Annotated in this window: 13 protein-coding genes and 1 riboswitch; of the genes, 4 read left to right on the top strand and 9 right to left on the bottom strand. The window is 42.8% G+C overall.

Annotated features, from left to right (window positions below):
• Window positions 1-6: 6 nt before the first annotated feature.
• From AAZR19_RS01070 to AAZR19_RS01060, 3 genes are all read right to left on the bottom strand, one after another.
• Window positions 7-1,656, bottom strand: a complete 1,650-nt coding sequence (locus tag AAZR19_RS01070) for a methyl-accepting chemotaxis protein (protein WP_076840841.1) — start codon at window positions 1,654-1,656, stop codon at window positions 7-9.
• The gene (locus AAZR19_RS01065; protein ID WP_041110190.1) at window positions 1,653-2,630 is read right to left on the bottom strand and encodes a BMP family lipoprotein; all 978 of its coding nucleotides are present in this window, start codon (window positions 2,628-2,630) and stop codon (window positions 1,653-1,655) included. The genes AAZR19_RS01070 and AAZR19_RS01065 overlap by 4 nt, the downstream gene beginning before the upstream one ends.
• A gap of 146 nt (window positions 2,631-2,776) precedes the next feature.
• Window positions 2,777-3,625, bottom strand: a complete 849-nt coding sequence (locus AAZR19_RS01060) for a CvfB family protein (RefSeq protein ID WP_218677324.1) — start codon at window positions 3,623-3,625, stop codon at window positions 2,777-2,779.
• 225 nt (window positions 3,626-3,850) lie between these two features.
• Here AAZR19_RS01060 and AAZR19_RS01055 point away from each other — a divergent pair, with 225 nt between their 5' ends.
• From AAZR19_RS01055 to AAZR19_RS01040, 4 genes are all read left to right on the top strand, one after another.
• Entirely contained in the window at window positions 3,851-4,342 is a 492-nt protein-coding gene (locus AAZR19_RS01055; protein ID WP_012009527.1) for a YajQ family cyclic di-GMP-binding protein, read from the top strand.
• A gap of 81 nt (window positions 4,343-4,423) precedes the next feature.
• A riboswitch (SAM riboswitch) is annotated at window positions 4,424-4,542 on the top strand.
• Window positions 4,543-4,620: 78 nt separating this feature from the next.
• Entirely contained in the window at window positions 4,621-6,462 is a 1,842-nt protein-coding gene (locus tag AAZR19_RS01050) for a bifunctional homocysteine S-methyltransferase/methylenetetrahydrofolate reductase (RefSeq protein ID WP_034621789.1), read from the top strand.
• On the top strand, window positions 6,446-9,874 hold the full coding sequence (gene metH, locus AAZR19_RS01045; protein WP_326349711.1) for a methionine synthase: 3,429 nt from the start codon (window positions 6,446-6,448) through the stop codon (window positions 9,872-9,874). Before AAZR19_RS01050 ends, metH begins: the two co-directional genes overlap by 17 nt.
• Before the next feature lie 134 nt (window positions 9,875-10,008).
• Window positions 10,009-10,866 (top strand): GNAT family N-acetyltransferase, encoded by an 858-nt coding sequence (locus AAZR19_RS01040; protein ID WP_087975611.1) that lies wholly within the window; start codon window positions 10,009-10,011, stop codon window positions 10,864-10,866.
• A 43-nt stretch (window positions 10,867-10,909) separates the two neighbouring features.
• On the opposite strand, the gene AAZR19_RS01035 is transcribed toward AAZR19_RS01040, so the two are convergent.
• From AAZR19_RS01035 to AAZR19_RS01010, 6 genes are read right to left on the bottom strand one after another with little or no spacing between them, the layout of a single operon-like run.
• On the bottom strand, window positions 10,910-12,724 hold the full coding sequence (locus AAZR19_RS01035; protein ID WP_248351380.1) for an IucA/IucC family protein: 1,815 nt from the start codon (window positions 12,722-12,724) through the stop codon (window positions 10,910-10,912).
• 13 nt (window positions 12,725-12,737) lie between these two features.
• Entirely contained in the window at window positions 12,738-14,087 is a 1,350-nt protein-coding gene (locus AAZR19_RS01030; RefSeq protein WP_248351379.1) for a lysine N(6)-hydroxylase/L-ornithine N(5)-oxygenase family protein, read from the bottom strand.
• Window positions 14,062-14,616, bottom strand: coding sequence for a GNAT family N-acetyltransferase (locus tag AAZR19_RS01025; RefSeq protein WP_024426511.1), 555 nt, complete (start codon window positions 14,614-14,616; stop codon window positions 14,062-14,064). The genes AAZR19_RS01030 and AAZR19_RS01025 overlap by 26 nt, the downstream gene beginning before the upstream one ends.
• Window positions 14,613-16,394 carry an IucA/IucC family protein gene (locus AAZR19_RS01020; protein ID WP_041110074.1) on the bottom strand — a complete coding sequence of 594 codons (1,782 nt, stop codon included), beginning with the start codon at window positions 16,392-16,394 and terminating at the stop codon, window positions 14,613-14,615. Before AAZR19_RS01020 ends, AAZR19_RS01025 begins: the two co-directional genes overlap by 4 nt.
• Complete coding sequence (locus AAZR19_RS01015) at window positions 16,391-17,878, bottom strand: pyridoxal phosphate-dependent decarboxylase family protein (RefSeq protein WP_163115302.1); 1,488 nt, start codon at window positions 17,876-17,878, stop codon at window positions 16,391-16,393. The genes AAZR19_RS01020 and AAZR19_RS01015 overlap by 4 nt, the downstream gene beginning before the upstream one ends.
• The gene (locus tag AAZR19_RS01010) at window positions 17,865-19,211 is read right to left on the bottom strand and encodes an aspartate aminotransferase family protein (RefSeq protein WP_024425084.1); all 1,347 of its coding nucleotides are present in this window, start codon (window positions 19,209-19,211) and stop codon (window positions 17,865-17,867) included. Before AAZR19_RS01010 ends, AAZR19_RS01015 begins: the two co-directional genes overlap by 14 nt.
• Between the last annotated feature and the right edge of the window lie 183 nt (window positions 19,212-19,394).

Below are 19,394 nucleotides of genomic sequence, written 5' to 3'. Positions count from 1 at the left end.
CTTTTCTTATGAAAGTTTAAATCGCTGGACGGTTTCATTTAACCTCGCCGTCATACTCATCAATTCTTCGACCTGTTTGTTCATTTGATGGAACGATTGCAGCTGTTCATTGGCTGAGGCAGAAATTTCTTCGCTGCCAGCTGCTGTTTCTTCTACCACTGCACTAATATTTTCAATCGAGTGCAGTACTTGTCCGCCAAGTTCTGTTGATTGCATAATTTGGTCATTTAAGACCGCCATTTCTTGTTTAATATGCTGCGCTTTTGTTTCTATATCTTCAAAGGAGTGTGAGGTTTTGTCCATCGCATCCTGCTGCTGAAGTGAAAGCTTGACCCCTTCTTGAACAGTTTGACTAATGGATTGAATGCCTCTTTCAATATGACTGACCATGTCAAAGATTTGTCTTGTTGCATTAGATGATTCATCAGCAAGCTTGCGAATTTCATCTGCTACAACGGCAAAGCCTTTTCCAGCCTCGCCTGCTCTTGCCGCTTCAATGGCTGCGTTTAAGGAAAGCAGGTTTGTTTGGTCCGCAATGTCAGAAACCGTTTTGGCCATGGCCGAGATTCCGCTGGCGTATTGCGTGAATTCTCCTGCTGATTCTTCGATTTGTCTCGTGGCATGTGTATTTTTTTCAATCGCTGTTTTTGTTTCTGTTAACGTGTGCTTTCCGCTTTCTACGGCTTCGATGGCATCCTCTGTACTGCGGATGACCGTTTGCGAGCGTTCGGAATTTTTACGTCCATGCTGGTCCATTTTCTCAATCAAGCTGACGCCGTGCTGGAGATCTTCTGAAATCGCTTGTGACCCATTGGCCATTTCATCTGTCGAAACAGATACTTGATTCGCAGACTCCATCATCTTTTTGTTTTCATCATTCAGGTGGATCGAGAATGTCTCTACTCGGCTTGAGACATTGCTGATTTCTTTAATCAGACTAATCAGCTGATCTGTCATTTGATTAAAGGATTCATTCAAGCCGCCGATTTCATCCTTGCGCTGAATATCCATCCGCTCCACAGCAAGATTGCCTTCTGCGATCTGCTTTGCTCTGTAGGATAGTGATTTGATGGGTGTCACGATGGATCGCGTTAATCCAATATTTAAAAAGACGGCAATGACAATCAGTGTGAGGGCTGAGACGAGTGCACTTGTGATAATCCATTGGACATTGTCTGCTGCAGCCTCTAGATTTTGTTTATACGCTTCTTCTGCTCTTTTATTCATCGTATGCACATCGTTTAAAACGCCATCAATTCTTGCTGCCACACGTCTTGCATCCGATGCGTTTTTTTCACCAATGGCATTGTTTGCTTCCTTGGTCCACGTGTCATATTTTGAATTTAACCTTGTTAATGCCTCTTTGTTCATATTTCCTGCATGTTTTTTTAACGTTTGCAGCTGTTTTTTTGCTGTAGAAATATCGTTTTGAACGATCTCTAGCTGTTCATCTGAGAGTGTCATCGAATAATTGGTCATGGCTTGCTCGACACTTTCAAAGCTTGCCTTCGTTTTTTGTACATTTAATAAGGTTTGGACATCTGTCTCATTTGATGATTGGATCTTTGTCATGCTGACAATGATAAAGGCGATAACGCCAACTGCTAAAAGAAGTGAGATAAGTGAGTTGAGTAAAATTTTGACGCGTAAGCTCATGATGCGCCCCCCTCTTCTTTTAGAAGCGTCTGCTTCAGACCATTTAATTTTTTGGTCAGTGTCTCAGCATTTTTCAGGATCCGGATTTTTGCCATATCGATTCCATCATTGCTTAAGTCATAGACAACATGCCCGCTTTTCATTTGATTGTTCTTGACGAGCTGTTCGCTGAATTGATAGACCACTTCATCGACTTTTTTCACCATAGACGAAATGACCGCTTTTTCAGCAGTATAGTACTGATCGCTGTCTACACCAATGGCATATTTCCCCTGTGACTGTGCTTCTTTTAATACACCGACACCTGTATAACCGGCTGCCGCATATAAAACGTCTGCTTTCTTTTTGATCATGTCTTTGGCTATTTTACTCCCCTTGCCTGCATCACTAAACGTACCGGCATAGGTAGATAAAATCTTGATTTTCGGATTGACTGATTTGGCGCCTTTTTGAAATCCTTTTTCAAAACGATGGATGACATCTGCGTCAACACCGCCAACAAATCCAATGACATCGCTTTTCGTTGTCATCGCAGCAAGTGCACCTGCTAAATAGCTGCCTTGCTCTTCTTTAAATGTCACAGAGGTCACATTTTTCAGCTCAGATACAGCATCGATCAGAAGGAACTGCTTCTTCGGATATTTCTTCGCAACTTTTTCTAGGTCTTCTTGCATACTGAAACCTACACCAATGACAAGATCATTTCCATCTTTTACGAGCTCTGTCAGCCCTTTTTCATATGTATCAGTTTCTGCAATTTCTCTATAATCAAATTCAATGCCAAGCTCATCACGTGCTTTTTCTAATCCTTTAAATGATGAATCGTTAAATGATTGATCACCAAGACCATCATCTGTGAGCATAACGCCAATATGCTTCGCAGTTGATTTTGGCGCCCCCTCCTGTTGATTACCGCATGCGGCGAGCACCATAAGCATGGCTGCCATCAGAAGTAATGAAATCTTCACTTTCATCCAAAAACACACTCCTTTTATCATCCTTACTCCTTTTTTATCGGATTTGAGAGGCGTTGTTTCAATGATATAGTGAAGGTTTTTCGTGACTTTTTTCATAGAAAAAATCCATTATTTAAGACAAAAATAAAAAAGTGAGCAAATGCTCACTTTTTCTCGTATGTCCAGCCTTCTTTTTGGTAAACTAAATCATTTTTCATGAGATGACCTAGTGCTCGTTTAAAGGCTGCTTTGCTCATTTGAAATCTTTCGCGGACATCCTCTGGATCACTTTTGTCTCCATAAGGCATAGCGCCGTTTCTTGTTCTCATATAGGTTAAAATTTCTTCTGCATCGACAGATAATGCATCCTGTTTTCTAGGAAGCAGAGAAACGTTCACGGTTCCATCCTCTTTCACTGCAATGACGCGTCCTGTAACGGTCGATCCTAATCTTGGCTCTTCCTTTCGTTCCGTGCGGTGAATAAACCCTCGCACGCCTGTATCTGTCAGCATAAAAGAACCTGTCGCAATTAAACGATAAATTGTTCCAGTGATTTCTTTGTTCATTAAGGTTTCTGGTGCCTCTGTGAACAATTCACTGATTACGTCTTCTGTGGCTGGTTTTGCGAACATTCTGCCGTAGCTTGTGACTTTCAGCATACAGTAGAGTTTGTCTCCTTTTTTCGGCCATGCTTCCTCAAAAGGCGGGAGGTGTTCTGTTGCAACAAGTGCATCCTTTGACAGCCCAACATCGACAAATGCGCCCATGTCTTCTACCACGTCCACGACTTCTACCCAGCCGTATGTATGTGCGTTAATTGTAGGTATTTTCATCGTGGCAGCGAGTCTTTCTTCATGATCTACATATAAGTAGACCTCTACTTCATCTCGGTCACCAATATCTTCTGTCATTTCACTGCGATGTAAGAGGACCGAATCTTCACCGTCTGTCAAAAAGTAGCCGTATTCCATTTCGTTCTCTATTTGCAAGGTCAGTTGCTCACCTGGTCTCATGTTCTCTTCCTTCCTATCTGCCCATAAAAGAGCGTTCGTTCATCTTTTGATTCACTCTATTCTACTATACTTCTTCCTGCATGAACATCTCTAGTTCTGTTAGCTAAAGTGGACAAACTGGACACGATTTATACGGCTGGCGCCTTTACTCTTTGATAAAGTTTTCTTCTTCTGCTATTTGCATGATAAAATAGACGCAATATCTAAACTTGGAGGTCATGTGTGATGGCAAAAGAAAGCTCATTTGACATTGTATCGAAGGTTGAACTGCCTGAAGTGCAAAACGCTGTTCAAGCAGCGCTGAAAGAAATTAAAAACCGTTATGATTTTAAAGGAAGTAAAAGTGATATTTCTCTCGAAAAAGAAGAGCTCGTTCTCATCTCTGATGATGACTTCAAACTTGAGCAGCTAAAAGATGTGCTTGTGACAAAGCTGATCAAACGAAATGTTCCAACTAAAAACATCGATTACGGAAAAACCGAGCATGCCCTTGGCGGTACAGTACGCCAGCGTGCGAAGCTGATCAGCGGGATTGATCAAGACAACGCCAAAAAGATCAACGCGCTTATCAAGCAGTCTGGTATCAAAGTGAAATCACAATTTCAGGATGACCAAGTGCGTGTGACAGGGAAAAATAAAGATGATTTACAAGAGGTAATTTCTCTTATGCGCAAGGCTGATTTGCCGATTGATGTCCAATTTATAAATTTTCGATAAATTTCAAATTTTCCATTGATTATTTCTGCATTTTTCGTTACAGTTGATGGAAGTTCAATTCATTGACATGTTCATATTGCTTTCTTATCAAGAGAGGCAGAGGGACTGGCCCTGTGAAGCCTCAGCAACCGGTGTAGTAGAAATCTATTTTCTATGACCAAGGTGCTAAATCCAGCAAGCAACTGCTTGGAAGATAAGGAGAAGAATTACGATACAGCCAAAAAGTCTTCTTCTTATCAGAAGGCTTTTTTTGTTACATAGAAATAAGGAGGAATACAATGGGCCTATTACAAGACTTACAAAACCGCGTACTGATAGCTGATGGAGCGATGGGAACACTTTTATACTCTTACGGCATTGACCGCTGCTTTGAAGAATTAAATTTATCGAAAGAGGATGAAGTGAAACGGGTGCACGAGGCATATGTGCAGGCAGGCGCTGACATCATCCAAACAAACACATACGGCGCGAATTATATTAAACTATCCCGCTACGGCTTAGAGGAAGAAACAAAACGCATCAATACAAAAGCAGTACAAATTGCAAAAGCAGCCGCAGGCTCTGCTTATGTACTCGGAACAATTGGCGGCATTCGGACGTTTAACAAAAATGCCTACTCTATAGAAGAAATCAAACGAAGCTTTAGAGAGCAGCTGTACATTCTATTAAATGAAGAACCTGACGGATTGTTGCTTGAAACGTATTATGACATAGAAGAAGCAAAGGCTGTTCTTCAAATTGCCCGAAAAGAAACGACTCTCCCGATTGTCATGAACGTCTCTATGCATGAACAAGGCGTTTTGCAGGATGGTACCCCGCTGAAGGATGGTTTATCTGAGTTATCATCTCTTGGTGCAGATGTTGTCGGCATCAACTGCCGGCTAGGCCCTTATCACATGATTCAGGCACTCGAAGGCGTTCCACTTTTGGAAAATTCTCATTTATCTGTCTACCCTAACAGCAGTCTCCCCTCTCTTGAAGCAGGCAGACTCGTCTATGATACAGATAACGATTATTTCCGAAAAAGTGCACTTGAATTTAGAAATCAGGGCGCACGTATTATCGGAGGCTGCTGCGGAACAACACCTCAGCATATTAGCGCAATGGCTGAAGCGGTCAAAGATTTAGCACCGATCACTGAAAAAGAAGTAAAGGTGTTAAAAGAGGAAATCATTTCAATACAAGATCAGCGCACTGAGCCAGGTCTTGATGAGCTGGCTGTGAAAAAACGTTCGATTATCGTAGAGCTTGATCCGCCGAAGAAGCTGAACTTCGAAAAATTTCTCGTTGCTGCAAATGAATTAAAGGATGCTGGCATTGATGCATTGACGTTAGCCGATAATTCTCTTGCGACTCCGCGCATTAGCAATGTCGCTTGCGGCGCATTATTAAAGCAGCAGCTTGATATGCGTTCTCTTGTTCATATCACATGCCGCGACCGTAATTTGATTGGACTTCAATCTCATTTAATGGGGCTCGACACCCTTGGATTAACCGATATTTTAGCGATCACAGGCGATCCATCTAAAATTGGAGACTTCCCAGGTGCAACATCTGTGTATGATTTAACCTCCTTTGATTTGATTCGTCTCATCAAACAATTTAACGAAGGCCTTTCTTTCTCAGGAAAGCCCCTTGGCAAAAAGACCAATTTTTCAGTGGCTGGCGCGTTTAACCCAAATGTGCGCCATATTGATAAAGCAGTCAAACGTCTTGAGAAAAAAATCGAATACGGGGCTGATTATTTTATTTCACAGCCTGTTTATTCTGAGGAACAGCTTGTGAAAATTCATGAGGAAAGCCGCCACTTGGATAAACCGATTTATATCGGCATTATGCCGTTAACAAGCAGCCGAAACGCCGAGTTTATTCATCACGAAATTCCAGGTATCAAATTATCTGATTCTATTCGTGACATTATGGCCAAAGCTGGCGAGGATAAAGAAAAGCAGCGAGCAGAAGGCTTAGCGATTGCCCGCTCTTTATTAGATACAGCCTGCGAATTGTTTAATGGCATTTATTTAATTACTCCTTTCCTTCGATCAGATTTAACAGCAGAACTGACCACCTACATCCATCAGAAAGAAAAGGAGTCTAACGTCCATGTCAACTATCACTGAACAGCTCAAAAAACGCATCCTCGTCCTTGATGGGGCAATGGGCACAATGATTCAAAACGCCAACCTGACAGCAGAGGACTTTGGCGGAGAAGAGTATGAGGGCTGTAACGAGTATTTGAATGTGACAGCCCCTCACATCATCTCCAATATCCATAGGGAGTACCTCGAAGCAAATGCTGACCTCATTGAAACAAATACGTTCGGCGCGACAGAGCTCGTCCTTGATGAATATGGGCTTGGCCATCTTGCCTATGAACTCAATGTTCGAGCTGCGCAGCTGGCAAAGGCAGAAGCAGACCGTTTCTCCACACCGGAAAAGCCTCGTTTTGTTGTAGGCGCAATGGGCCCGACAACGAAAACATTATCTGTAACAGGCGGCACAACCTTCAGTGAGCTCGTCAGAAACTATGAAGAGCAGGCCCGCGCTCTGATTGATGGAAAGTGTGATGCCCTTCTTTTAGAAACAAGCCAAGATATGCTGAATGTAAAAGCAGGATTCAAAGGGATTCAGGAAGCCTTTCAGCAGACGGGCATTCAATTACCACTCATGGTATCAGGAACGATTGAACCGATGGGCACCACCCTTGCTGGTCAAGATATTGAAGCCTTTTATATCTCTCTTGAGCATATGAAACCAATCAGTGTGGGCCTTAACTGTGCGACTGGTCCAGAATTTATGACAGACCACATCCGCACGCTCTCCTCCATCGCAAAATCAGCGGTGAGCTGCTATCCGAATGCTGGTCTCCCAGATGAAGAAGGCCAATATCATGAATCCCCTGCCTCCCTTGCTAAAAAAATCGCCGCCTTTGCTAAGGAAGGCTGGTTAAATATCGTCGGCGGCTGCTGCGGGACTACACCTGCGCATATTCAAGCATTGTCAGATGAAGTACGCACGCTTCAGCCGCGTCATATCAATCGCGAATCACCGCAGCATACCGTATCAGGAATTGATCCCCTTATTTATGAGGATTCGATGCGTCCTCTTTTTGTAGGCGAACGGACCAATGTCATTGGTTCTCGCAAATTCAAACGGCTCATTGCGGAACAAAAGTTTGAAGAAGCAGCAGAAATTGCTCGTGCTCAAGTGAAAAATGGCGCTCACGTCGTTGATGTGTGTCTCGCCGATCCAGACCGTGATGAGGCAGCAGACATGGAAGGCTTTTTACAAGAAGCCATGAAAAAGGTGAAAGCCCCTTTTGTCATTGATTCAACGGATCAACACGTGATTGAAAAGGCACTCACCTATTCTCAAGGGAAAGCCATCATCAATTCCATCAACCTTGAGGATGGCGAGGAACGCTTTGAAGAGATTCTTCCTCTTGTAAAGCTATATGGCGGTGCACTTGTTGTTGGCACGATTGATGAAATAGGAATGGCGGTGACAGCAGAACGAAAGCTTGAAATTGCTGTACGTTCTCACGATTTACTAACGAGGAAGTATGGTATTCCCGCAAGTGACATCATTTTTGATCCGCTTGTCTTTCCCGTAGGCACTGGAGACGAGCAATATATTGGCGCCGCTGAAGAAACGATCAAAGGCATTAAAATGATCAAGGAAACCCTGCCTGAGTGCCTCACCATTTTAGGCATCAGCAACGTATCTTTTGGACTTCCGCCTGTTGGAAGAGAAATCTTAAATGCCGTCTATTTGTATCACTGCGTGCAAGCAGGGCTTGACTATGCCATTGTCAATACAGAAAAGCTTGAACGCTTCGCTTCCATTCCAAAGGAAGAAATCAAACTAGCTGAAACCTTACTTTATGAAACAAATGATCAAACACTGGCTGAATTCACCCAATTTTACCGCGGCAAAAAGAAAACGGAGAAAAAACCAAAGATCTCCTTATCACTTGATGAAAGGCTGGCGCTCTATGTCGTCGAGGGAACGAAAGAAGGTCTCATCGATGATCTATCCCTTGCTTTGGAGCAATATGAATCGCCGCTTCATATCATCAATGGCCCGTTAATGCAGGGAATGGCTGAAGTTGGTCGTCTTTTTAATCAAAACGAACTGATTGTAGCCGAAGTGCTTCAATCGGCTGAGGTCATGAAAGCATCTGTTTCGTTTCTTGAGCAATATATGGAAAAGCAGCATGCGAGCGGGAAAGGAAAGATTCTACTTGCGACCGTAAAAGGAGATGTCCATGATATCGGGAAAAACCTTGTCGACATCATTTTGAGCAATAACGGCTTTCAGGTGGTCGACCTCGGCATCAAGGTGACGCCTCAAACATTGATTGAAGCTGTGCAAAAGGAAAAACCAGATATGATCGGGTTATCAGGCTTACTTGTAAAGTCCGCCCAGCAAATGGTACTAACCGCTCAAGATTTACAAAAAGCAAACATTTCTGTTCCTATTTTGGTCGGCGGTGCTGCCCTTTCTCGTAAATTTACAAAAATGAAAATTTCGCCTCATTATGATGGGCCTGTTCTTTACGCAAAAGATGCGATGGACGGACTATCATTAGCCAATGAGTTAAAAGCGAATCCTCTTCAATTTCAAACAGAGCCGCAAGAGGAGCCAGCGGCACCTATCAAGGAGAAAGAAGGAAAGCAGCCGAAAGCTGTCATTGAATTACTAGAAAAACGCGCAGCACTCCCGAAGGCACCGGTATTCACGCCAGAAAATACCACACGCCATTATGTGAGGGACATCGATTTGCATCATATTATGCCTTATGTGAATGAACAAATGCTCATTGGTCATCATCTCGGCTTAAAGGGAAAGGTCAAAACCTTATTAGCTGAAAAGCACCCAAAAGCATTGGAATTAAAACAGCTTGTCACAGATCTTCTAAACGAAGGCAGAGAGAAAAACTGGTTTGCGCCAGCATTTGTGTATCAATTCTTCCCTGCCAGTTCAGACGGAAATGATTTGCATATTTATGATCCCGAAGAGCCTGACCGCATCATTGAAACGTTCCAATTTCCAAGGCAGGAGAAGCTCCCGTACCGCTCTATTTCTGATTATGTACGGAAAAGTGATGAAAACGAGAAAGATTATATTGCCTTATTTGCCGTCACAGCCGGCGCGCGTATACGTGAAGTCGCGCAGCAATTTAAGCAGGAAGGAGATTATTTAAAAATGCATGCTGTCCAAGCTCTGGCACTTGAGCTTGCAGAAGGATTAGCTGAAAGAACCCACCAAGTGATTCGTGACAAATGGGGATTCCCTGACCCAGTCGATTTTACAATGGAAAAACGATTCCAAGCGAAATATCAAGGGCAGCGCTATTCCTTTGGTTATCCAGCGTGTCCAAATCTTGAGGACCAAGAAAAGCTGTTCAAGCTGCTTCAGCCTGAAAAAATCGGCATCCATCTGACAGAAGGATTCATGATGGAACCTGAAGCATCTGTTTCAGCGATCGTCGTTTCCCACCCTGAAGCTCGATATTTTAATGTTCATTAAGACTAGAACCTCCGTCATTGGGGGTTCTTTTTTGATACACGCTGAGAGGAAAAGGATCTCCCTTTTCCTTTTTCTTATGCCTTCTTATGGTACGATACATATAGATGAAATCAGCTAAGAAGGAGTTGCGTGTATTGGAAAACGTTGTACAACGAACTTTAACACTTGATGACATACCCGATCTTATCGCATTGTCAAAAGAGGTCGACTGGCCAGATTACAATGCGGATGAGCTTACATCTCTTTTAACAAACGGATATTTTACAGGTTTTTCAACAACAGATGGACAAGTGATCTCATGTGCAGGACTTTTCCAATATGATAAAGCAGCATCAATTGGTGCCGTTATTGTATCTGAGACGCATCGCGGCTTAGGCCTTGCACGGAAAATGATTGACACCCTGCTTCGCAGAAGCGATCAAAGCGTTTCTGTCGTTTTAACTGCTACTGTACAAGGACAGCCCGTTTACGAAAAAATCGGATTTCAAACGGTCGGCTATATTCATACATACAAAGCACAGACCACGAATCCATCGGCTTTTCGTGTGTCAGGCGGGATTCACCTTTCTCCTGCTGATGAAACGGACCTGCCGTCTATTGAAGCACTTGACGAAAAAGGTGCAGGCACCAATCGATCAAGCTTTATAAAAAAGCGAATGGAACGAGCATCGTTCCGGCTGATTGCAAAGAATGAGCATCATGAAACAACTGGCTTTGCATTTGGCATCGAAACCCCTGCTAATCTAATGATTGGACCGCTTACAGCAAACGATGAACAAACCGCTCTCTCGCTCATCCAATCACTCATCTCGTCTTATTCAGGGGCAATTCGTTTAGATATGCAGGAAGAAACTGCTGAACGCCTGCATGAAACACTTGTTGAAGCAGGATTTACAAAAACAAACGTAGCGCATTTTATGATGATTCGCGGGAAAGAAAAACTGAATGATCCCGCCCTTTTCTATTTCCTTGCCTCTCAAGCATTTTCTTAAAAAACAAACAAGCTGTAGACATTTGATGTCTACAGCTTTTCTATTACTTCTCCCCAACTGACGAAAGAACATGAGCGAGTGCATTTGTGACCTTCCCATGCTCTGAAGCATGCGGGCGGTCATCACCATCTCCATAGCCATAATCAATCATTCGATTACGATTTAAGCAAAGCTTTGTCAGCTTCGGCTGGAATAGATCAAATAATTCAAAACGGTCTTTTAGCTGCGGAAATTGCTTTTGATACTGCTGAATTTCTTCTGCAAGCAAGCGCCAAAGAGTCGTTTCATCTAACAGATTGTGATTGTCTAATACGTTGGATACATAACGCAGATTGCAAATAAATAATCCTGTAAAGATAAATTGCACTAGACCTTCTGGCGGCTCACTGCGCAGCACTTCTTTTAAATCTTCTTCTAGTGAAGCTAATTCAGGCAGCGGCTGGTCACTTATATTCACATCATCAACGAAATCTTTGATCGCCAAACGATGCGGCTGATGATTTTTTAACACAAGAATTGTATTTTGCCCATGCGGTGAAAAGACTGTGCCGTATTGATACATAAAGTGCAGCAGCGGCGGCATCACAACATGGAAGAACTTCGCCATCCATTCTTTTGCTGAGAGACCTGATTTTTCAATCAGCTGCTTGATATATGGCTCACCTTCTTGATCCTCATAAGTGAGTGCCGCAAGTGTAACAGGGCTTTCCCCTTCTTCTAAGTACGTATAAATGCTTTCTCTAAAAATGACACCGAGCATCTCAAGATATTGATACGGCGCACCAGGCAGTTTGCTGTAGTATGGATGATCGACATTGATACTTGCATTCTCACCTGGTAAAATGACGCGGCAGACATCAGATAAAAATGAGTCTTGATCGGCAATCCCTTTAATATGCGCTGTAATGCGCGGGGCAATGACCGTACGTTCTGATGGGAGTCCACGGTACACGAGCGTATTTAAAATACTCATTGGCAGTTTAATATGATGCTTGTCTTTATTTGAGATATTTGTAAAGGTTCTGATCGACTGCTGCGGAATATATTGATCCAGCCCCTCTCCCAAATACACAATCCGGCGCATGGCCAAATCTTCAGGGAAATGCTGAATAATCATATGCGTCCACTGCCACTGATGAACAGGCATCATATAATAGTCAGCTGCATTCAGTCCTTCATCCTTTAACACACGCTGAAATTGACGAATCGTGACTTCATCTAATTCTTTGGCGATCACCTGCTCATAGTTTTCATGATCGACTGCATGGAATGTCGCAAGCTCTCTATGTACAGCAATCCAAGACAGCTGCACACATTCCTGCCGTTCTGGTGCATAGGCTAAGTAATCATCGTAGCTGAATCCTATACGTCCTTTGTTATACACAATCCAAGGATGGCCTGTCATTTCTCCTTCAATCCAAGCATAATCCGTATCTGTCAGTTCATTCGCACGAAGTGCTTTTTTCGACAGCAAATGGACATCGGCTAACAAAGTATGGTGAAGCTCTTTGATAAGATGGCCTGTTGTGTCAGAAGACATTGGAATGATCGGCTGAATGTCTAGTAAAAACACAATGGCACTGACATCCTTTGACCATTTTCCATCTTGACAGTACTCAATTGATTCAGCGATTGTATCAAAACTATCAAACAACCGAGGTTTTGCCAGATAACGATATTTCTTATGTTCGTGAATGATTAATTCATACTGCGCGATGCCATCCTTACAATCCAGCTCAACAGGATGAAGCATGTCCTCATACATATATTCAGACAGCATTTTTGCCACCATTCGCTGGTTTGCCTTTTTCCAAGCAGCAGGATTCACCGCTTTTTTCAATTCATCTTGTACACTCATCGCTTCATCCTCCTTATCCTTTGATTTCTTCAAATGTGTGTGCGTTCTTGTGTGTACCAAATGTCTGGAAGACGTGTTTTTGATAAAGTGGATACACAGTTTGACGAGCAAGTTCATTGATGATCACACTGTTTCGATAAGCCCCCAGCCCCAAATCTGGAGCGCCGACCCCATGTGTATGAAGCTCTGCATTTTGTACAAAAATATCATTTTCACCCATCGTATTTGTTTTCAAACGATATTCACGTTCAACTTGGAATCTCCCTTGATCATCCCATTGAATGTGATGAGAAATAGGATTGATAAATGGCGGCAGAACGGATTGATAGCCAGTCGCCAATACGACAATATCTGTCTCATGTGTAAAGGATTCTTCCTTGACCCATTGGGTGCATGAAAGTGATAATCTGCCTGTAGTTTCCTCAATCAAGTTAACCTCTGTCATGGCTTGAAGCACTGTGTTCAGCTGCTTTCCACAGGCAGAACGTTCATAAAGCAAATGATAAATATCACGAATCATCGCCGAACTGATGCCTTTATACAGCAGGTCTTGCTGTTTTAATAACGCATCCTTTTTGGCTTGCGGAAGCTCATAAAAGAAATCAATATAGTCAGGGGAGAAATACTCAAGTCCAAGGTTTGAATATTCCATTGGGAAAAATCCTTTTGACCGTGTGAACCAGTAAATATCCTTCGCTTCATCATCTGATAAAATGTCATAAAACACTTCTGCCGCACTTTGACCAGAGCCGATAACTGTTACAGATTTCCCTTTGAAACAGCCTTCTTTCTTTCGTTTTAAATAGTCAGCTGAGTGAAAAACCTTCTCTCCTAAAGCTGGCTGGAGCGAAGCGGGTATCGCCGGCTGCGTGCCAATTCCTAAAACGAGATGTTTGCTTTCAAACACCTCTACAGTTTGGTTCTTTACATGACGGACATGCACTTCATACCGCTTTTCTCCTGCCTTTTCGATCAGTGAGACAGATTCGACGTTCATGCCAAATCGGCAAGAGTCTAACTGGTCAGCGACCCAGCGGCAATAATGACTGTATTCCTTGCGCGGGATATGGAAGTCCTCTAGAAAGTAAAATGAATACAAACGGTTTTGTTCCTGCAAATAGTTGAGGAAGCTATATTTGCTTTTCACATCTGCCATGCTGACAAGGTCCGCTAAAAATGGGACTTGCAGTGTCGTCCCTTCAATGAGCATCCCTGGGTGCCAGTGAAAAGCTTCACTTCTTTCAAAAAACAAAGCGTCGATTTCATTTACCTCTTCAGATAATGCGGCAAGCCCCAGGTTAAACGGGCCAATGCCGATCCCAATTACATCCACTACATTATTTTGCTTGTTGAACCGCGTCATGGTTATACTTCCTTTCGAATCGTTCTCGATCACAAAACATCAAAAGACCTGTTTTATCGGGTAAAGTGACTGGTTTCACACGTTCGAAGCCGCATTTCTCAAATACATGAATCATTTTTTCATTGCGAATATCCGGCTCAGCAACGATTTTTTCTGTTCGTTTGTTCTGCTCAAATTGAAATGCTGTCATTGCCTGAAGGAGCGGCGCAGCAAATCCTTTTCCCACATAATCCGGCTCCCCTATTAATAGGTGGATGCCTTGATCATGCGGAGAAGGCTCATAGTAGGATTCAATGATATCTCCTTTGACATTATAAGCCTCAAAATAACTCATTGGCGTCCCATCAATCGTGCCTAAATAAAGGGTTTGATGCGGATCATGTATGGCCTGATAAAAATGCTTTTCAAAAGCAGGAAACGGAATATTCAAATGCCAAAATGGGTGAACATACTCTTCTTGCATCCACTTATGGACAAGCTGGACGTCTCTTTCATATTCAGCACGAATAAACCTGATACGATGCCTCATCCAATCAGCGCCTCCTTATGTAAAAAGAGCGGATTCAAGACAGCCGTATAACGAGACTGTGTTTCCAGAGATCCTGTCAGCTCATCCATATCTTCAAATCGTGTCAGCAAATTCGCTTTTGAAGGAAGTTCTTTTGAGCGGAGAAGGCTGTTAGTCAGATCAGATGCTCCGTACGTCTCCTCATGAGCGAGCAATGTATCTCTCACGAGTGCCAGCAAATCTTCTTCCTTTGCAAGACCTTCCGTGCCAAAGCCATTAATGAGACCAAATAAATGATTAAAGAAGAAATAATAACGGAGTCTCTCAACGGCTACATCATCCGCACAAATGGTTTCACTTCTTACGCTCAAGTTTTGAACTAGATTCGCGAGCTTATCTTTTTTTGATTCACTATAATAGTAGCCTTGGTTGTCACGATAATAGAAAGTCTCTGGATAACCATCCTTCATTTGCACAACAGCATTTTGCTGATGGGCCTCGAGTGCAAGACCATACGTTTCAAACAGCCAGAGCATCGGCTTTAACGAAATGGTCAAATATTGTTTAAACCAATCTTGGCTGACCGCTTCTGTTGACCTGCCTTCTGCGCCTGCAAGTTTATGAATAATTCCTGCTAATCTCGATTTTCCTCCGTACGCATGATCCTGACACAGCCCCGCAATTAAGCTTGCGCCTTTTTCACGATGCAAGAATGGATTTTGACGAATGACCACTTCGAAACCTGATTCCGCTTCATCTCCTCGAATAGAGAGATATGCGGGATCTTCAATGACCCGGAATCCAGAGAATTTTTCATATAAAGAAACGCCTAATTCTGTTTTTAAGATGCGGGACATCTCTACTCCTCGATCCAGTTCCTTTTGTTTATTGATGCGTAACGAGTTCGTAATTTTCACAGGAACAGAGAATTTGAGCATGTAAGCAGAATCCTTTTGATAGACCGTTCTAAAGGATGAGGTCGCTGTGTATTCAGACCCCAGCGGGCCTAAATAAGTCAGTTTCCCCTCCTCTATATAACGCTTCACGAATGCCTTCTCCATGACCACTTTGACTTGCAGCGGATGAATCGGAATGAGCACATATTCTCCGTTTTCTGTTAACCTATTCAGTTTCTCTGTTTCTTCTGGCACCTGACGCGAAAGCTCTTCTAACATGAGGCTTGCCGCAGGTTGTGAAATAGACGAATCCTGAAGCACAATCGAATGGTGCGCTTTAAAGTAATGAAGCTGGAAAGCTCCTTTCAGCTCAGGAGAATAGACGGCTTCCTCCTCTTCTGTCATTCCTTGTCTGCTTTTTGGTGTAGGATGTGTTAAATGTCCAAGGAGAAGTGACTGCTCAGCCTCGATGTACTCAAAATCAGCTTGAGATAAAGCAGCTTGATCACTTTCTCTCTCCCGTAAGAAACGTTCAATATTTCGGCAGCTTAAAATGATGCGAAGCATGAATTCATCCTCTGCATCTGTGCGGCCATATGCAATGAGAAGCTCCTTTGAACATAAAGCAACAAGTGTCGTGTAATCGACGATCGTTCCCTCTTTTTCGCTGCCACTTGGACGAAAGCGAATCGGAAAATTAAAGAGATGGCGGCCTACAGATGAAAAATATCGGATCGGAATCACAAGCTCAAGGTCTTGCTTTGCTAGTTTTGCCACGAATACAAGCGAACCATCTGCTTTCGTCTCTTTTTTTGCAGATCGATCGATTCCTGTTTCACGTAAAAAACAGTTTAAAAAGCTTTGCATAGTTGCATTTTCAGCCATTTGTTTATATTGACTCAACGTAGTACCCTCCCGGATTGAATATGAGCGATCCCGATATCAACGATGTCAGAAAGGATTTCCTCAATATGTGTGATTGTCGTTCTCGGATTTAACAAAGTGAATTTTAAGCATGTTTGACCATCCACCACTGTTTTCGCAATGACAGCAGTTCCTGATTTGAATAGCGTTCGATGGATGATTTTATTGATGTCATTCCCACCCTTAAATCGAAACACTACTGCATTGATTTCTGGCTCAGGATTGATCACTTCAAGGTGATCATTGCTTTCAATAAGCGCAGCCACATCCTTCGCAAAATCAATGGTATGGTCAATGATGTCACCAAACCCTTCCTCTCCAATTAGACGAAGAGAAAGAAGTAATTTCAGTGCGTCAAACCGGCGCGTCGTTTGGACAGATTTATGGACGAGGTGTAGTATTCCATCTAGTTCATCTTCCTTTGGATTGAGATAATCTGCATGATAATGAATCAAACCAAAATGCCTTTTATCCTTCAGCAAAAATGCCCCGCAGGAGATCGGCTGATAAAATTGTTTATGAAAGTCGATCGTGATGGAATCTGCAAGCTCGATACCGTCTAATTTCCGCCCGTAGGTTTCGCTTAATACAAGCGCACCGCCGTAGGCAGCATCTGCGTGAATCCACAAACCGAATGGCTTGACGATGTCATACACATCTCGAACCGGGTCAATACTGCCAAAATCAGTTGTCCCGCAAGTCGCAACTACCGCAAAAGGCAGGAGATCCTGTTCTTTTAACTCAACAAGTTTCTTCTTCAAATCATTGAGGTCCATACGGTGATGCTCATCCGTTTCTACTAGAACGACTGCCTGCTCCCCTAAGCCTAGCTGTGATGCAGATTTCTTCACAGTGAAGTGAGCATTCTTAGAGCAAAGAATTCTCATGCGGTGAGCCTCACTTGGCAAGCCTTTCTGCTGAACATTCCATTGCCATGTGTTTTCACAAAATGCATCTCTTGCAAGAAGCAGTCCCATGTAGTTAGATTGGGTGCCACCGCTCGTAAATGTCCCATCTGCTAGATTTCCATAAGAAAACTTCGCACATAGCCACTTTAAAATTTCCTCCTCAACCAAAGATGCAATACCGCTCTGATCGAAGGAATCCATTGATTGGTTAAAGGAGCTCACCATCACCTCTGCGGCAAGAGCAGGGATAAGCGGCGGACAATGCAAATGTGCCAAGCATTTAGGATGCGATACATCAACGAGATGCGGCAAAAGGTGCTGCTTTAAATCTTGAAAGACAGATTCCATTGATTCGCCAGACGGTTGAAACTGAAATAAGGATTCGACACTAGCCGCTAATTTCCCAGGCAATATTCCGCTGTATGGTCCTTCGTCTTTTTGCCACTGATCCAGTAAGCTGTCGATAGATGTATGAAGAGCCGCTCGGAAGGACTCTCTTCCAAGCTGGCTTTGATTGATAAATAATGAATCTATAGAAGCTTTAGTTGATTGCATCGTAAACGGCCTCTTTGAAAATAGCGATGACTTGTTCAAGCTGTTCTTCTGTCATGATCAATGGCGGTAAGAATCGAATGACGCTACCGAAACGGCCTCCTGTCTCTACAATTAAGCCTTTGTCGAAGCAATTCTTTTGAATGAGACTGGCTAGCTCAGGATTTGCTGGATAACTTCCATCTACATCCTGCTTTTCATTTGGATTGACAATTTCAGCACCAATCATTAATCCTCTTCCTCGAACATCACCGATAGCAGGTACATTTTTTTGAATGTCTTTTAAATAAGCCTGCATGCGATTCCCTAACTGGTCTACATGATCAAGCAGATTGGTTTCTTTTATAAATTTAAGCGTAGCAGTTCCTGCAGCCATCGCCATTTGATTTCCTCTAAATGTGCCAATGTGTGCACCTGGATTCCATTGATCCAAATCTTGATCATAAATCACAACTGAAAGCGGCAGGCTTCCACCAATGGCTTTAGATAATACAATAACGTCTGGCACAATTCCCGCATGTTCAAAGGCAAACATCTTGCCTGTTCGGCCAATGCCTGATTGAACCTCATCGATAATGAGCGGAATGCCTTTTTCTTTTGTGATTCTTCTCATTTCTTTTATCCATTCAATAGATGCTGGAATTGAACCTCCCTCACCTTGCACTGCTTCAAAGATCATACCTGCTGGCGGAAGAATACCACTTTCAGGATCATTTAATACACGCTCAATATAAGAACTGGAAATACGGTGTGAATCTTTCCCGCCAATGCCAAATGGGCAGCGATATTCATATGGATAAGGCATGAAATGCACATCTGGAATTAACCCTTGCACTCTTTCCTTTGGAGACAAATTTCCGCTTAATGACATTGTGCCATGTGTCGCACCGTGATAAGCACCGTGGAAAGAAAGAATGGAACGATTTCCTGTCGCTGTCTTGACTAATTTAATCGCAGCTTCTATCGCATCACCGCCAGTTGGTCCACAAAATTGAATTTTTGCTCTCTTTGCAAACTCTTCTGGCAGGTGAGAAAAAATTTCATTCACAAACTCTTCTTTAATTTCTGAGGTTATGTCCAACGTATGCAATGGTCTTTTTTCATGAAGCATACGTTCAATAGCTTCTATAACAACCGGATGATTGTGACCAAGTGCAAGTGTTCCTGCGCCTGCCAGACAGTCATAAAACTCTCTGCCATCTGCATCTGTCACGATCATACCCTCGGCTTTTTGCATGGCTAACGGGAACCGTCTCGGGTAAGACCTTGCATTAGATTCTCTTTGACTTTGCTGCTCTAAAAATTGCTGATTTTTAGAAACGGTTTTGATGGACATAATAAAACACTCCTCCAATTGATAAAGATTATCATTTTCATTTATTAGCCTAGAGGATGTGAGATAGGAAAGTCAATTGTATTCAAAAAGATGATTCAAAAAGCATATGAATGCAATATTCTCTTTTTAATGAGTATTTTCGAGTAATTTTTACAAACCTTACTGCCATAAGGAGATGGAACG

The organism is Bacillus sp. Je.9.29.b (genome assembly GCF_051129925.1).
Taxonomy (GTDB): Bacteria; Bacillota; Bacilli; order Bacillales; family Bacillaceae; genus Bacillus; species Bacillus safensis.
The sequence above is the reverse complement of the archived record's forward strand: the minus strand, read 5'-3'. Positions and strand labels throughout refer to the sequence as shown.

Bases quoted from the DNA above. Each gene is read 5' to 3' on its own strand.
- AAZR19_RS01070 (WP_076840841.1), bottom strand. From the start codon at position 1,656: ATGAGCTTACGCGTCAAAATTTTACTCAACTCACTTATCTCACTTCTT.
- AAZR19_RS01065 (WP_041110190.1), bottom strand. From the start codon at position 2,630: ATGAAAGTGAAGATTTCATTACTTCTGATGGCAGCCATGCTTATGGTG.
- AAZR19_RS01060 (WP_218677324.1), bottom strand. From the start codon at position 3,625: ATGAGACCAGGTGAGCAACTGACCTTGCAAATAGAGAACGAAATGGAA.
- AAZR19_RS01055 (WP_012009527.1), top strand. From the start codon at position 3,851: ATGGCAAAAGAAAGCTCATTTGACATTGTATCGAAGGTTGAACTGCCT.
- AAZR19_RS01050 (WP_034621789.1), top strand. From the start codon at position 4,621: ATGGGCCTATTACAAGACTTACAAAACCGCGTACTGATAGCTGATGGA.
- metH (WP_326349711.1), top strand. From the start codon at position 6,446: ATGTCAACTATCACTGAACAGCTCAAAAAACGCATCCTCGTCCTTGAT.
- AAZR19_RS01035 (WP_248351380.1), bottom strand. From the start codon at position 12,724: ATGAGTGTACAAGATGAATTGAAAAAAGCGGTGAATCCTGCTGCTTGG.
- AAZR19_RS01030 (WP_248351379.1), bottom strand. From the start codon at position 14,087: ATGACGCGGTTCAACAAGCAAAATAATGTAGTGGATGTAATTGGGATC.
- AAZR19_RS01025 (WP_024426511.1), bottom strand. From the start codon at position 14,616: ATGAGGCATCGTATCAGGTTTATTCGTGCTGAATATGAAAGAGACGTC.
- AAZR19_RS01015 (WP_163115302.1), bottom strand. From the start codon at position 17,878: ATGCAATCAACTAAAGCTTCTATAGATTCATTATTTATCAATCAAAGC.
- AAZR19_RS01010 (WP_024425084.1), bottom strand. From the start codon at position 19,211: ATGTCCATCAAAACCGTTTCTAAAAATCAGCAATTTTTAGAGCAGCAA.